Raw genomic sequence first — 14,985 nt, 5'->3', positions numbered from 1 at the left:
TTTGCCTCCAGTTTTGTTCCGCCAAACTTTCCGCTATAATCTTTCTTCGGGCCTATAGCTCAGTTGGTAGAGCAGCGGACTTTTAATCCGTGGGTCGGGGGTTCGAGCCCCCCTGGGCCTACTAAATGGATAAAATCACAGGTCAAAGCATTTCAAGGTCACGAAAACGGGGAAACACCCCAAACCTAAAGAACAACTAGATAAGCGACACTTAGCCTGCGGTTATGCTGAAATGCGTGCAAGTCCCCGGTTTCCCTTGTCTGAACCTACAATTCTTTTTCCCGAAACACCTATAATGGTGGCGAGCGAGAAACGGGAGGAATACCAATGGAAGAGAAATCCAGGAAACGTGCTTTACTGATTGTGGACGTACAGCCGACTTTTTGTGAAGGGGGAGCTCTCGCTTGTAAAGGCGGCAACGCCGTAGCCGAGAGAATCGCAGATTTCGTTACCGAAAATCAAGACGAATACGTTTTGCTCGTCACCACGCAAGATTGGCATATTAATCCGGGTTCTCACTTTTCCGATGACCCAGATTTCGTTGATTCCTGGCCTCCTCACGGGGTGGCGGGCACCCCTGAGGCCGAAGTTCACGATGCCATCGCCGCCTTACCAATCGATGAATCCGTGAAAAAAGGCCAATACGCGGCGGCTTACTCCGGATTTGAAGGGATTAACAAAGATGGTGCCACTTTGGAGGAAATTCTGCGCGCCGCCGAAATCACCGAAGTGGACATCGTGGGGATTGCGGAATCGCACTGTGTCAAGGACACGGCCTTGGATGCCATTGATTTAGGGTGGCCGACCCGGGTATTTTCTGATTTGACAATCCCGGTATCCGAGGAACTCGGCCAGGCTGCCCGCGAGGAAATGCGCGCGGCCGGTATTGACCAAATCCCCAGCGACGAGGCCTTTACAGAAATCCAACCGCTCCAGAAATAACCTGTAACCCAGGTTAGATGCCATCCAAAAACCGTCAGGTTAACCTAAAAAGTCCCGCCAGGCGGGACTTTTGGTGGCTCCGACCGGCGTCGATCCGGTGACCTAACGATTTTCAGTCGTTCGCTCTGCCAACTGAGCTACAGAGCCAGCAGTTCGAGCGATTTACACTCAAACCTGCGACCCTGACGGGACTTGAACCCGCGACCTCCGCCGTGACAGGGCGGCGCGCTAACCAACTGCGCTACAGGGCCTAACGCTTGCAGTCTTTACAGACTGCGGTACTCCCAACGGGATTTGAACCCGTGTTGCCGCCGTGAAAGGGCGGAGTCCTAGGCCGCTAGACGATAGGAGCGTCGCCTAACCTTTCGGATTAGGACTTGAAATAGTTTAAGGCATAAATCCCTTTTACGCAAAATCGAGTCCAGAGCCCACCCGTTACACAGCGCGCCCCGGGGCTTTCAAAGTCCTTTTCCCCCGGAAAACTGCTAGGTTTTAGGTATGTGTTTTTGGCCCGTTTCCCCATTGTTTCCCGGAGGATTAACTACTAGTGGAGACACTCCCAAAGTACCTCCACAGCCAAATCCCACCCCCACCACCCCAGTTGACCAGGTAATCGAGGCCTCCATAGACGTGGTGGCTGCACTTATATCCTGTTCAACCGGGGCGTTCATCATGCTGGTATCCACCCAATTAACGTGGTTTTTCTTACGACGGCTGGGTAGACTACATCCTTTCATCAAATACTTCGAACGCCGTTCACGTATTTCGGGCAGTATCGCGGCTTTCTTGCTGGGAGTGCATCTGGGCTGGTTGTGGTCGATGCACGGGGTTCCTGGCGCGTGGATAGATTTGGTGGGTCACACCCTGTTGATTATCACAATTCTGGGAGTTACCTGGTGGTTAATGCGCCTGTGCGCGGTACTCGAAGACCTCACCCGAACGCATCGCGAGAATGACAAAAAACCCAGCCGTCTCCTGACCCAAGCCCAGGTATTGCATCGGGTACTCCAGGCTTTTTTCGCGGTGACCGGGGCGAGCGTAATCGCGCTTTCTTTCCCCCAGGCGCGCGTTGCAATGGGCTCGGTCTTGGCTTCGGCGGGGATTATCTCACTGATTGCTGGTATCGCCGCCCAGGGGTTATTGGCGAACATGTTCGCCGGAGTCCAGATTGCTTTTTCAGACTCGATTCGAGTCGGTGATTTGGTGGTGGTTCATGGCGAGTCGGGCACCATCGAGGAAATCACCTTGACCTATGTGGTGGTGTTGATGTGGGATGGGCGGCGCCTAATCTTGCCGTCCAAAAAGTTCACCGAAGATGCCTTTGAGAACTGGACAAAACGCGATGCCCAGCTACTGGGTACGGTCGAAATTCACGCGGATTGGCGTCTACCAGTGCCGTCTTTACGTAACGAGGTAGATCGTCTCTTGAATGACACTGATTTGTGGGATGGCCGCACTGCAAACGTCCAGGTGACAGATTCTTCGGCGGATGGCATGGTGGTTCGGGTTGCGGTCAGCGCCCCAAATTCGGGGGACTTATGGGATTTGCGTTGTTACCTGCGTGAACACTTAATTGATTGGATTCAAGCGGAGGCTCCCTATGCGCTCCCACGACAGCGTTTGGAACCCCAGCAGGTTGAAACGGTGTCTTTACCGGCGGATAAAATTGCGATGGAACGTCAGCTGCGATACTCGGTTATCGCCGAGAATCACGCGCAAAACGCACGTCGTCGCGAAGAGGCCGCCGAGGCACGCAAGGAAGCTGCTTATGCCACGGATCCTTATGGTGAGCCAATTCTCGAACAGTATGCTCGCAAATTGCTGGATAAGCGACGTTCTTGGCGCGCCAAAGCGCGGGATTTGGATCTCTCTACAGCCGAGACTGATGAATGTACCGATGATAGTGCCGCCGCCTTTGACGCCTCTGACTTGGCGCAAACGAAGGTATTCTCCCCCACCACCACGATTTCCACGGAACGTTTTTATTCGGGTTCCCCGGATGCCGAAAAGCGCCGCGAAAAACTCACCGGCGCAAGTCGCGATTCTAAATCTACGTCGAATTCCGAACTAGCGTCTCATGAATCCGAAACTTCATCCAAGGACGCGCCGTGACTAACCCAAAGTCTAACCCCGGAAACCGCAAGAAGCTCCCCGCCGCTTTACGCATGAAGCTGCGCCGGTTCCCGCTACCCGAACAAGTAACTCCCACCCCGCTAGCGTCAACGGATTACCTACGGATTGTTACTTTCAATCTGCACCACGGCAAGCCCCCGAGTGGATGGCCAGATGCGGATTTAGGGGGGTTGGTGGCACCTGCAAAGCAGCACAGCACCCCTCGTCAGTGGTGGGCTCACTTTCTGGCCAGTATGTTTGGACCGAGCACCGCTTCGGCGCGAGCCGTAAACGCGGCTGGCGCCTTAGAGGACACAGCAGCGGTGTTGCGAGAGCTACGCCCGGATATTATTTGTCTGCAAGAAGTCGACAAGGGACAGCGTCGTTCCGGCTACTTACCGGAAGCCGAGTTCCTGGCTAATGCGATAGGCATGCCATATTGGCGCATGACAGCGGCTTTTGCGGGTGCCATGTCCGGACTGCGCCGTCGGCCGGTGCATACGAATATTACCCGCGAGAACGGCTACGGTATCGCAATGCTCTCGCGCTGGCCGGTGAAATCTTGGCATGTGAAACGTCTGGGACGCGCCCGGTGGAGTTTACAGTGGGGTTCGGGGTTTTGGCGCGGATTTTCCAAGGGGTTTCTGACGGGTTTGAAGTCCCTACCGGCGGCGATGCCTGGGGTGCGCCTGATTCCCGGTGAAATGCGTGTTTTGCAAGCCGCCCTGATTTTGACGCCTTTCGGTACCATCGCAGTGGGGAACACCCATCTAGACACCCATCGGGGTACGGCACAAAGTCAGTTGCGTCGAGCCTGGCGTTCCGTGTTGGAATTATCGCGGCATTCAGGAGTGTTGACGGGGGATTTCAACTTGTATGCGGATGATGCCGCAGCCGCTTTAGGTCTTCTAGATCAGACAATGCGTCCCTCTTGGCACGGAGCGACCCAATCTTTTCCAGTCAAGGTTCCCCAAAAAACTTTTAATCAGTTGCTAGCGGCGGGCTGGGTGCCGGTAGCCGCACCCCGGGCGCTGCGGCTACCGGTTTCTAATCACTTGGCGGTGGTCTATGACCTCAAACCTCGCCCGGTGACCCACTAGGCAAAAATGAACCGCCAGGTAATCCTGGCGGCTCATTTTTATGATTGCGTACAACTACCAATCTAGGCCGAGAAACGCGGGAAGGCATCTCGACCGGCATAAACTGCGGCTTCTTCGAGGAAGTCCTCGATGCGAAGCAGCTCATTGTACTTGGCGACGCGCTCGGTACGAGCCGGAGCCCCGGTTTTGATTTGCCCAGCGTTGGTAGCCACTGCCAGGTGTGCAATGGTGGTGTCTTCGGTTTCACCGGAACGGTGCGAGGTCATGGAATGGTAGCGGGCGCGGTGCGCCATCTCTACGGCGTCCAGGGTTTCAGTCAGCGAACCAATCTGGTTTACCTTCACCAACAGGGCATTGGCCACGTGGTTGTCGATACCTCGTTTGAGGCGCTCCGGGTTGGTGACAAACAGGTCGTCGCCCACCAGCTGCACCTTGTCGCCAATTTCGGCGGTCAGTTGCTTCCATGCTTCCCATTCTTCTTCCGAGAGGGGATCCTCGATGGAAACAATCGGGTATTTGGCAATGAGTTTCTCGTAGTATTTCACCATAAAGTCGGTGTCGCGGCCTTCACCTTCGAACTGGTACTTGCCGTCCTTAAAGAACTCAGAGGAGGCCACGTCTAGTGCCAAAGCGACATCTTTGCCGGGCTGGTAGCCGGCCTTAGAGATAGCGTCCACAATCAAGTCGAGAGCCTCGGCATTGGAATCGAGGTTGGGGGCGAAACCGCCTTCATCACCCAGACCAGTCGCCAAGCCCTTGTCTTTCAGCACGCCTTTGAGGGCGTGATAGACCTCGGCGCCCATCCGCAGCGCTTCTTTGAAGGAAGCGGCTCCGAGAGGCGCAATCATGAATTCTTGGATGTCCACATTGGAATCCGCGTGCGAACCACCATTCAAAATGTTCATCATCGGAACCGGCAGGACATGCGCATTGGGACCGCCCAGATAGGCGAAGAGCTGCTGGTCGAGAGAGGCCGCGCTGGCATGAGCCGCCACGAGCGATACTCCCAGGATGGCGTTGGCACCGAGCTTGCCCTTGTTGGGGGTACCGTCGAGATTAATCATGGCCTGGTCAATGGCACGTTGATCCAAGGAATCCATGCCAATGATTTCGGGCGCAATAGTCTCGTTCACAGCGGCGACAGCCTTTTGTACGCCTTTCCCAAGGTAACGAGACTTATCCCCGTCACGCAGTTCCACCGCCTCGAATTGTCCGGTAGAAGCCCCGGAAGGAACCGAGGCGCGGGCAAAGGTGCCGTCTTCCAACTCCATTTCTACTTCCACCGTGGGGTTGCCACGGGAATCGAGGATTTCACGACCATAGATGCTTTCAATGATTGCCAATTTAACTCCTAGCTGTCAGGATTCTTCACAGGCCAGAATTTTCTCCGACCCGGTTCTATTCTCGTGCATTTTTCCGGTTTTGACCAGCAGTAACCAATCAAAATCACGTACTTCTCACCATATTCCTCACAGCCCAGCCTTTTTTGGCCGAAAGTCCCAAGATTTATCGATGCTTTACTCTTGGGGAGTTTCCATGCGCGGCTGAGCCTGCCGTTGTTGAATCTGTTGCTCTAGAATACTCAGTCCGTATTGTTCTCGAGCCGAGCGCTCCACCCCGGGATTCCCTAAGGAGTTGAAAATCGTGTTCAAAAAGGCAGCGGTTTTCGGGTTGGTGACGGGCAGTCCCAGGTTTTGGGCTACTGCCGGATTGGCTGCCGCCTGGCATAGGCTCAGGGTCAGCACGTTTTTGGTCTGGACGGACAGTTCGGTTCCCGCCGGTATTTCAAAGTCTTTCACCGGGATATCTTCCCACGTTGGGCAGTGTTTCAAAGCTTCTTTGCCCCCATGTTTCAAGGCCAGCAGGGACTGCAGTACGGTGGCCCGATCCACCAGTGAAATCTGAGCCAGCTCGGCAGAGACTTGCCCCAGCTCCGCTTCGGTGATTTCTCCAGCCTGGCTCACGGCCGCCACTCCCGGTTTGGCCTCGCAGCCACTCAGAGTCATCCCTAATGCTGCTATCGCGACCCCGGTCGCTACTGCTTGAAATACCCGTTTGTGTTTCACTGTGTCTCCTTGCCTCTAACCTTTGTTTCTAGCTATTGACATCTCGGCCAATTTTATCAAAAAGGCTTTATTATCGCCGAAATAACCCCGCTAACCCAATCCATCAGTTCCACATCTACCACGGGAGTTTCCGACAGCCCCTCGCGTTTTACTGGTTTGGGGATGAACAGTTCACGAGTCGCCAGTTTGATTATGGCTCCGGGATGCAATCGCTTCAGCCTAGCTAATTGGGAATCGGCCAGTTCAACTGGCGTGAAACGAATAAACTTCCCCCGCACCCCAATCTCGCGCAGCCCGTATTTCCGCGCCAAATTTCGCAGTTTAGCCAGCTCTCCTAACCGCTGTACGGAACTGGGTGGCCGCCCGTAGCGGTCATCCATCTCGTCGAGCAGCTGATCAATTTCTTCGTCCAAGGTGGCGTTGGACAGGCGGGTATAGGCATCGAGGCGCAGCGATTGGGCTTCGAGATAATCTTCGGGAATATAGGCATCGACGGGAATCTCCAGGTTCACAGCAGTATCCTCGGCTGGTTCTTCCCCGTTATAGGCAGCGACAGCTTCACCAACCATGCGCACATACAGGTCGAATCCTATAGAGGCGATATGCCCGGATTGTTCGCCGCCAAGTAAATTGCCTGCCCCCCGAATCTCCAAGTCTTTTTGGGCAATGGCCATTCCTGCCCCGAGGCTCGTATTCGAGCCGATGGTTTTCAACCGCTCAAAAGCCGTTTCGCTCAAGGTATCTCCGCCAGGATAAAGGAAATACGCATAGCCGCGTTCTCGCCCGCGTCCCACGCGTCCCCGTAACTGATGCAGTTGCGACAGTCCCATCCGCTCCGCCCGGTCGATAATAATCGTATTCGCGTTTGTAACGTCCAGTCCATTTTCCACGATGGTGGTGGACACCAACACGTCGAATTCTTGGTTCCAGAAATCCATCATGACTTGTTCCAGCTGGGTTTCGGGCATCTGGCCGTGCCCTACCCGAATGCGAGCCTCCGGTACCAGTGACTGCAAATGCTTGGCCACCCGGGCAATGTCTTGTACTCGGTTGTGAACATAAAACACTTGACCGTCACGTAACATTTCGCGTCTAATGGCCGCCGCAACTTGTCGGTCTGAATACGCCCCCACATAGGTCAAAACGGGGTGACGTTCTTCGGGTGGGGTAGTCAGAGTGGACAAGCCACGAATCCCGGTAATCGCCATCTCCAGGGTGCGTGGAATCGGCGTGGCGCTCATAGCCAACACGTCCACATTGGTGCGCAGCGCTTTCAAAGCTTCTTTGTGCTCCACTCCGAAGCGTTGCTCTTCGTCTATAACCACCAGACCTAGGTCTTTGAAGCGAACTTTTCCCGACAAAAGCGCGTGGGTGCCTACAACTACCTCGATTTTCCCGTCCGCCAAATCTGCTTTGATACGTGTGGCTTCTTTGACGGTGGTGAAGCGTGATAGTGCTGCCACCGTAATCGGGAAGGCAGCGAAGCGGTTTTGAAATGTCTCCAAATGCTGGCTGACCAGCAGTGTGGTCGGGGCAAGCACCGCGACTTGTTTCCCGTCTTGCACGGCTTTAAAGGCTGCGCGCACCGCGATTTCGGTTTTCCCGTACCCCACGTCTCCGCACAGCAGCCGATCCATGGGCACCGGTTTTTCCATATCGGCTTTGACTTCATCGATGGTGGTCAACTGGTCGGGGGTTTCGACATACTCAAAGGAATCCTCCAACTCGCGCTGCCAGGGTGTGTCGGGGCTAAATGCGTGGCCTTTACTGGATTGACGCACCGCATAAAGTCGCACCAGCTCCCGGGCGATATCTTTGACGGCTTTCCGGGCTTTCTGTTTGGCTTTGTTCCAATCCGTTCCCCCCATCTTGGACAGCGTCGGGGTTTCCCCTCCCACGTATTTCGACAGCATATCGAGGGAATCAGTGGGAACCCACAGTAAATCTTTGGATCCTTGGCGTTGGGAAGGGGCATATTCCAACACCACGTATTCGCGCGAGGTGGCTTTATTCCCTTTTCCGATAGTGCGTTTTTCCAGTTTCACGAACCGTCCGATACCGTGTTGGGCGTGTACCACGTATTCGCCGGGGCTGAGGCTGAGCGGATCGATGGTTTTACGCCGCCGCGTGGGCAGTTTTACTTTCTGCTCGTGGTGGCGCGCTTGGCGTTTCCCCAAGGCCTCGGCTTCGCTAATCACCAGCAGTTTCGCCTCTGCCAGCGCAAATCCTTCTGTAATCGGCGCAACGGTGACCCAGGTTTTCCCACTGCGTTCGGGTTCGGCATCAAGGTCAGCGCTAACTTGAGCGGGGATGTCATTTTCTGCTAACAGCCTGTGGAGACGTTGCACCATTCCGTTGCTGGTGGCGGCAATCACCACGGTCCAGTGTTCTCGCGCTCGTTCCCGGATTGTACTGATTATTCCAGTTGCTCCGGTGGTGGGGAGTGGTACGGTTTCGGCTCCGCTGGTAGTGGCGGATTCATGAGTCGCAAATGGGGATATTCGCAAGGTTTTCATTCCTGCCTTGGCTTCGGATACACGCAGGGCATCCAAGTCGAGGAAAGAGGCGGTGTTTATCTCAAGGGGAATCTCGGATCCATCAGCGGCGGCCGACCAGGAAGCGGCTAAAAATTCCGCCGTGGTCTCGCCCAGTTCCACGGCGCGCGCCTCGAGTCGGGGTAAATCGGTGGCGACCAGTCTCGCGCCGGGTGGCAGTAGTTCGAAGAGTGGCTTCATCTCGGCCCCCAGTAAAGCACCGAGTGATTCTAAACCTTCGGAGTATATTCCTTGCGCCGCTAGGTTAAGAATCTCGGCAGCCTGGGGCAGTTGTGCAGCTAGACTGGCGGCGTGAACACGTGCGGTTTCGTCGAGGAGGAACTCGCGACACGCTGGAGCAGTGACCGATTGGAACTCTTGGTTAAAAGTGCGCTGATCGGAAACCGCAAAGGGACGGATGGAATCGATTTCATCCCCAAAAAGTTCGATGCGCACCGGGTGAGGGCTAACCGCAGAAAACACATCCACGATTCCGCCACGCAAAGAGTACTGACCTCGAGTCACAACTAATTCGGTACGTTCATAGCCCAAAGCCGCGAGGTCTCGAGACATCTCGTCGCGGCCGTAAGCCTTTCCGACCTGGGCTTTAAACAGTGGATAGCTAAGAATTTTTGTGTTGACCGGAGCCAACGCGGCGCGCATGGGTACCACCAGGAATTTGATGGGATTGTGTTCGGCGCTTTCCCCCACCTCCGAGTTTGTACCTTCTGTTCCAAAAGCTTCCGGGTGGGTGAGTCGATGCAGTGCCCAGATGCGACGTGCCATCGTGTCGGTGCGGGGCGAGAGTCTTTCATGGGGCAGGGTTTCCCAATCTGGGAAAACTTCTACCCCCCGAGTCCAACAGGATAAATCCCGAGCTAATTCTTCGGCTCCTCGTCCGCTAGGTGTCAAGATTACAGTTAAAGCAAGCGGAGGTAGTCCGGCTATAAGCGGGGCATAAAACCCGCTGGGTGCCACTATTTCCGAAGCCGCTTGATATGCCTGGCTCGGTATGAGGTCTAATAGCCCCCTTAAACTCATGGCTTCACCCTACTGTGTTTTCGATTTTTTCTTAAAGTAATCCCGGGCATTTCTTCAGGGATTGCCTAGGTGCAACCGCGCTTGTGCCTTAGCTAAGCCACTTTCGGCAACATCGTTGATACATTGTACCGCTCGGTCAAAAAATTCCTCAAGGTTAGCTTTTTCGGATTTCGGAAATCGTCCCAACACCCAGTTCACCACGTCCCCGCCTAGCTCGCGGCTAGGGGGGCGCCCCACCCCGATACGCAGCCGCGCAAAGTCTTTAGTTCCCAGCGTTTGCTGGATGGATTTCAGCCCGTTATGCCCTCCGTTCGAGCCCCCCACTTTAAGTTTGGCACAACGAAAGTTGAGGTCGATATCGTCGTGTACCACCACAAGATGTGCCGTGTCTATCTGATAGAACTTCAACAGCTGCCCCACCACCGGTCCGGAGGTATTCATATAGGTACCGGTATGTGCCACGATAACTTGCGGCGCGTCGATGCCGTATCCCAGGCGAATATCGGCCACTTTCGCCATGGCACCCCCGCGTCCCAGACTCTGGTTGCGATATTTTCCTCCGACACTTTCAACGAAACGGTCAGTGACCATATATCCGCAGTTGTGGCGAGTCTGGGCATATTCGATTCCAGGGTTGCCCAATCCGACCACGAGCCACGCGCCCTTCCCGTCTTCCATACGGGAAGGGTCTAAACGCGGCTCGTGTTTTGGGCTCATTTTGTATCAACTGGTACAGTTTTAGCCAAGCGTATCGCCCTACTCGGCTTCCCCAGCTCCCTCAGTTGCAGCGGCGTCTTCAGCCCCAGCGGCTTCTTCTCCACTGGATTCAGGAACCGCAACCTCTTGTGGGACAGCCACCGAGAGTACCACGGTTTCGCCATCGGTAACTGCCTCGACACCGGCGGGTAGTTTCATCTCAGAGACCAGCAATACCTCGCCGTCCTGCATGCCGTCTACATTCACCTCGATGGTTTCGGGGATATCTACCACTGGTGCCAGGACTTCGACGTGGAGTAAATCCAGGTTCGCTACGGTGCCCACGGCGGGTTCTCCGACTATCACCACAGGAACCTCCACATTGACTTTTTCGTCGGCCTTCACCAACAGCAGGTCGAGGTGCATGAGGCTACGCTTCACGGGATGGCGCTGAATGTCTTTAACCAAAACCATAGCCGGCTTCTTCAAGCCCTCCAAGGATATAACCGCGTTGGGGTTGTCCTTTACCAGCAAAAACGTGTCGTGGTATGGCAAAACGACATGTACCGGATCTGCCCCGTGGCCATAAACCACGGCGGGAATCTGGTCGTTCATGCGAGCGCGACGAGCGAAGCCCTTGCCAAACTCGGTGCGTTCACTTACTTTCAAGATGTGCTTTTCAGCCATTAGTCCTCCTCTAGGGGTTTACTTCTGTGTTTTCCCGGCTGGACCGCTGTCAAGCAACCAAAGCGTCCCATGCCCGAGGGCATTAAAAAAACCCGTCAATGCGGGCGAGACGTCCCTAGTTGAACCAGGGGCCGCGTCGATAACGGGTGTGATTCCAATCTGTTTGGAGCCAACCCCTCGCCGAGGCAACCCCACAAATATAGCAGTTGCGAGGATTTTCCTCAAAATATGTGGCGCAAACACCCGCAAAATGCCATACTCATCCTATGAATGAAACCGTTGAAACTCTACTTAGCCACCGTACTATCCGTAAGTTTGAAAACAAACCTGTTCCGGAAGATCTGATGCACACCCTTTTCGAGGTGGCGATGCGTACCGCCACCTCTCGGGCAACCCAAAATGCCTCGATTATCCGGGTAAAAGATCAAGCCAAACGCCAACGCTTAGCTGAAATTGGCGACCAGCCTTACCAGGCCAAAGCTCCGGAATACCTGGTGTTTATTGCGGATTGTGCCCGCGCTGCAGCGGTTTTACAAGACCTTGGTCATGACCCGGCCACGGCTGGCAGCCTGGACTATTTCCGTGAGGGCTTCACCGATGCGGTGCTGATGTGCCAAAGCGTGGCCAGCGCAGCAGAGTCCCTGGGGTTGGGAACCACCATGCTGGGCAGCATTCTGAATCAGCCGGCTGAAACCATTGCTGTCCTGAATCTACCTCAATACACTTTCCCGGTTTTGGGTCTAGTCTTGGGCTACCCCAATCAGAGCCCCGAACTCAAACCTCGCATTCCCCAAGATTTACGGGTTATGACCGATACCTACCAGGCTCCGGTTTCCTGGATAGATGCTTTAGCCCCCTATGACCAGGAAATGCACCGATACTACGACCTGCGTTCGACCAATCAACGTGAAGACACCTTCACGAACCAGATTGTGAAAAAGATGGGGGAATTTAGCCACAAGGATTCCCTACTAACGGCGGCGCTAGCCGCCCAGGGTTTCCATCTGGGCTAACGCTTTCACCCGAACTAGCACCTCATGATGTCCTACTCAAACAACGCTGCAACGGATCCTTCCTCAAAAACTTGCCGGATGGCGCGCGCCAACAGGGGGGCGATAGGCAAGACTACGAGCTGTGGAAAACGCTTCGCGGCGGGAATTGGCACAGTGTCGGTGACGATAATCTCTCGCGCCCCGCATTCACTCAAACGCTTCGTGGCCGGGTCAGACAGCACTCCGTGCGTGGCAGCCACCAAAACATCCTTTGCCCCAGCCGCTTTGAGCACCCCCACGGCTTCCGCGATGGTGCCACCGGTGTCAATCAAATCGTCTACCAACACGCAGGTGCGTCCTTCGACCTCACCGACGACCCGGTTGGCCACCGCCACATTGGGGCGGGTGGTATCTCGAGTTTTGTGGATAAAGGCCAGCGGATTGCCCCCCAGTCGATTAGCCCACTTTTCGGCCACCCGGATACGCCCGGCATCGGGGGAAACCACGGTCACTTTATTCAACTCCACCCGGGTGCGCACATAGTCAATGAGCACCGGCATGGCCATCAGATGATCCACCGGGCCCACAAAGAAACCCTGTTCCTGCGAGGCGTGCATGTCCACGCTCATCAGACGCGAGGCTCCCGCAGTTTTATACAAATCCGCCATAAGACGCGCCGAGATTGGTTCACGCCCCTGGTGTTTCTTGTCTTGCCGGGAATAGGGATAGAGCGGAGCCACCACGGTGATGCGTTTAGCTGAGGCTCGTTTCAGAGCATCAACCATAATCAGTTGTTCCATAAACCACTTATTCACGTCCCCGGAAATGGATTGGATGCAAAACACATCGCAACCGCGTACGGACTCGTTATATCGCACATAAATTTCCCCGGAAGCAAAGTCATAGATGGTGGTGGGGAGTACCTCGGTATCGAGGGCTTTCGCCACGTCCTCGGCCAGTTGGTGGTGGGAACGTCCCGAGACTATTACCAGTCGTTTCCGTGGCGTTTCGAACAAATCTGCCATCTCTATTCCTGTCTTTATCCTTGCTTGTGATGTAGTTGTAATTTATTTGTCCCCAGAATTAGAATCTGGGGCAAGACTCTCGGCGGTAGATTCAGCTTCGAGCGAATTTGTACCGACTGTTCCAATCTTTTCGGTGACAGCACGAGCCGCATCCGTATCGGGGCGATGTTCAACCACCCAATCGGGAATAATCCGCATGTCAAGCTGGTTTACCGCCAAGGCACCGGCAGGAATATCGTGACGCACAATAGTCCCCCCACCAGTATAGACACCATCGCCAATATGCACCGGAGCGATAAAAACATTGTCCGCCCCAGTGCGACAATACGAGCCCACCGTGGAATGGTGCTTGTTTACCCCATCGTAATTGGCGAAAATCGTGGCAGCCCCAATATTGGTGGCTTCACCGATAGTAGCATCCCCCACATAGGACAGATGCGGAATCTTAGTGCCACGTCCAACTTCAATATTTTTGGTTTCGCAAAACCCGCCCACTTTGGTTTCCGGTCCCAGTCGGGTACCTGGCCGTAGATAAGTGAAAGGCCCAATATTGGCTCTATCCCCAATTTCGGCTGAAATCGCGTGTACCCGACAGACTTCCGCCCCGTCTCCCACGCTCACATCAATCAAGGTGGAATCCGGTCCAATTCGGCAATCCTCGCCAATAACCGTGTTTTTCCGCAATTGTGTATTGGGGTAAATCGTCGTATCCATCCCTATGCTGGCATCGGCGTCTATCCAGGTGGAGGCCGGATCAATAATCGTCACGCCGTGCAACATCCAATACCTAGTGCGGCGGCGATTGTATTCGGCGCGCAGTTGTGCGAGCTGCGCCCGGTCATTACACCCCTCAGCCTGTGCTGTGTCAGCCAGCACCACAGAGGAGACTCTTCTCCCGTTCTCACGTGCTACTTTCAGCGTGTCAGTCAGGTAAATCTCGCCCTGGTTATTACTAGCGGATAGTTTCGGCAAAGCCTCCGCCAGGAATTCGGTATCGAAAGCATAAATCCCCGCATTGACTTCTTTAATCTGCTTCTGGGCATAAGTAGCATCCTTTTCTTCGACAATGCCCGCTACTTGCCCGGCAATACGTTGAATCCGACCGTAGCCGAAAGGATTCGCTATCTTCGTGGTCAGCAAGCACAGAGCCGAGCCCTCATCCTCACAGGTTTCCGCCAGCGATAGTACGGTAGAGGACTCCATTAGGGGCACATCTGCCGAGGTCACCACCAGGGTGCCTTCCTGCCCTTGCCCGATTTCTTCGAGTTTTTGCAGCGCACACCACACGGCTCTTCCGGTACCAGGTATTTCGTCTTGGTCGGCAATAATTATATCGGGACAGACCTGTTTCGCTTCGGCTGCTACCGCGTCACGTTGATGTCGCACTACCAGCACGATGCGTTCTGGCTTAATTTCTTGAGCGGTGTGTATGGCGTGCGACAACAAGGTTCGCCCTGCAAAAGAGTGTAAAACCTTTGCTTTCTTTGATTTCATGCGAGTTCCTTGACCCGCCGCCAAGATAACGATGGTGCTGATTTGAGTCAAAATGCCCTCCGTTCAAAGCTTGTGGTGCCTCCGGGTATGACCCGGCGCTCGGACAAAACTATCCTACCGCCTCTGGAGACGACACTGTACTCGGGATACAAAAAGTTCCGCCCCCAGGATTCGAACCCAGACTAAAGGTACCAAAAACCTCTGTGCTGCCATTACACCAGGGCGGAAAGCGAGATGAAATCCTAGATTTCATCCACGGCTTCCTATTTTGCCATTTTTCTGTTTTATTCCCAAGT

Annotated in this window: 11 protein-coding genes and 5 tRNA genes; 5 read left to right on the top strand and 11 right to left on the bottom strand. The window is 54.7% G+C overall.

Annotated features, from left to right (window positions below; all coding sequences use genetic code 11):
• Positions 1-48: 48 nt before the first annotated feature.
• Both F4555_RS00140 and F4555_RS00135 read left to right on the top strand, forming a co-directional pair.
• A tRNA-Lys gene (locus F4555_RS00140) sits at positions 49-121 on the top strand.
• A gap of 206 nt (positions 122-327) precedes the next feature.
• The gene (locus F4555_RS00135) at positions 328-942 is read left to right on the top strand and encodes an isochorismatase family protein (RefSeq protein WP_004013272.1); all 615 of its coding nucleotides are present in this window, start codon (positions 328-330) and stop codon (positions 940-942) included.
• Positions 943-1,013: 71 nt separating this feature from the next.
• On the opposite strand, the gene F4555_RS00130 is transcribed toward F4555_RS00135, so the two are convergent.
• From F4555_RS00130 to F4555_RS00120, 3 genes are all read right to left on the bottom strand, one after another.
• A tRNA-Phe gene (locus F4555_RS00130) sits at positions 1,014-1,089 on the bottom strand.
• A 30-nt stretch (positions 1,090-1,119) separates the two neighbouring features.
• Positions 1,120-1,193: transfer RNA gene (locus F4555_RS00125), tRNA-Asp, on the bottom strand.
• Between the two features lie 28 nt (positions 1,194-1,221).
• Positions 1,222-1,294, bottom strand: a tRNA-Glu gene (locus tag F4555_RS00120).
• A 146-nt stretch (positions 1,295-1,440) separates the two neighbouring features.
• On the opposite strand from F4555_RS00120, the gene F4555_RS00115 reads away from it, so the two are divergent.
• Both F4555_RS00115 and F4555_RS00110 read left to right on the top strand, forming a co-directional pair.
• Entirely contained in the window at positions 1,441-3,054 is a 1,614-nt protein-coding gene (locus tag F4555_RS00115; RefSeq protein ID WP_004013999.1) for a mechanosensitive ion channel family protein, read from the top strand.
• Positions 3,051-4,154: an endonuclease/exonuclease/phosphatase family protein gene (locus F4555_RS00110; RefSeq protein WP_004018293.1), complete on the top strand. Its 1,104-nt coding sequence runs from the start codon at positions 3,051-3,053 to the stop codon at positions 4,152-4,154. The genes F4555_RS00115 and F4555_RS00110 overlap by 4 nt, the downstream gene beginning before the upstream one ends.
• 62 nt (positions 4,155-4,216) lie before the next feature.
• Here the strand turns inward: F4555_RS00110 and eno are convergent, their stop codons facing one another.
• The 5 genes from eno to F4555_RS00085 all read right to left on the bottom strand — a co-directional run bounded on the left by eno (position 4,217) and on the right by F4555_RS00085 (position 11,178).
• Positions 4,217-5,497 carry a phosphopyruvate hydratase gene (eno, locus tag F4555_RS00105; protein WP_004013277.1) on the bottom strand — a complete coding sequence of 427 codons (1,281 nt, stop codon included), beginning with the start codon at positions 5,495-5,497 and terminating at the stop codon, positions 4,217-4,219.
• Between the two features lie 174 nt (positions 5,498-5,671).
• Positions 5,672-6,220 (bottom strand): hypothetical protein, encoded by a 549-nt coding sequence (locus tag F4555_RS00100; protein ID WP_004013997.1) that lies wholly within the window; start codon positions 6,218-6,220, stop codon positions 5,672-5,674.
• 56 nt (positions 6,221-6,276) lie between these two features.
• Positions 6,277-9,795: a transcription-repair coupling factor gene (gene mfd, locus F4555_RS00095; RefSeq protein WP_004013279.1), complete on the bottom strand. Its 3,519-nt coding sequence runs from the start codon at positions 9,793-9,795 to the stop codon at positions 6,277-6,279.
• Between the two features lie 54 nt (positions 9,796-9,849).
• Complete coding sequence (gene pth, locus F4555_RS00090) at positions 9,850-10,473, bottom strand: aminoacyl-tRNA hydrolase (protein ID WP_004013280.1); 624 nt, start codon at positions 10,471-10,473, stop codon at positions 9,850-9,852.
• A gap of 78 nt (positions 10,474-10,551) precedes the next feature.
• Entirely contained in the window at positions 10,552-11,178 is a 627-nt protein-coding gene (locus F4555_RS00085; RefSeq protein ID WP_004013281.1) for a 50S ribosomal protein L25/general stress protein Ctc, read from the bottom strand.
• Between the two features lie 266 nt (positions 11,179-11,444).
• Between F4555_RS00085 and F4555_RS00080 the strand changes: the two genes are divergently transcribed.
• A complete protein-coding gene (locus tag F4555_RS00080) occupies positions 11,445-12,191 on the top strand; it encodes a nitroreductase family protein (protein ID WP_004013282.1) in 747 nt (248 codons plus the stop codon).
• 32 nt (positions 12,192-12,223) lie between these two features.
• On the opposite strand, the gene F4555_RS00075 is transcribed toward F4555_RS00080, so the two are convergent.
• The 3 genes from F4555_RS00075 to F4555_RS00065 form a co-directional block, all read right to left on the bottom strand.
• The gene (locus tag F4555_RS00075) at positions 12,224-13,195 is read right to left on the bottom strand and encodes a ribose-phosphate diphosphokinase (protein ID WP_004013283.1); all 972 of its coding nucleotides are present in this window, start codon (positions 13,193-13,195) and stop codon (positions 12,224-12,226) included.
• A 42-nt stretch (positions 13,196-13,237) separates the two neighbouring features.
• On the bottom strand, positions 13,238-14,740 hold the full coding sequence (gene glmU / locus F4555_RS00070; protein ID WP_004013284.1) for a bifunctional UDP-N-acetylglucosamine diphosphorylase/glucosamine-1-phosphate N-acetyltransferase GlmU: 1,503 nt from the start codon (positions 14,738-14,740) through the stop codon (positions 13,238-13,240).
• 105 nt (positions 14,741-14,845) lie between these two features.
• Positions 14,846-14,916 (bottom strand) — tRNA-Gln (locus tag F4555_RS00065).
• Positions 14,917-14,985 lie beyond the last annotated feature (69 nt).

Source organism: Mobiluncus mulieris (assembly GCF_014204735.1).
Classification (GTDB): domain Bacteria; phylum Actinomycetota; class Actinomycetes; order Actinomycetales; family Actinomycetaceae; genus Mobiluncus; species Mobiluncus mulieris.
The sequence above is the reverse complement of the archived record's forward strand: the minus strand, read 5'-3'. Positions and strand labels throughout refer to the sequence as shown.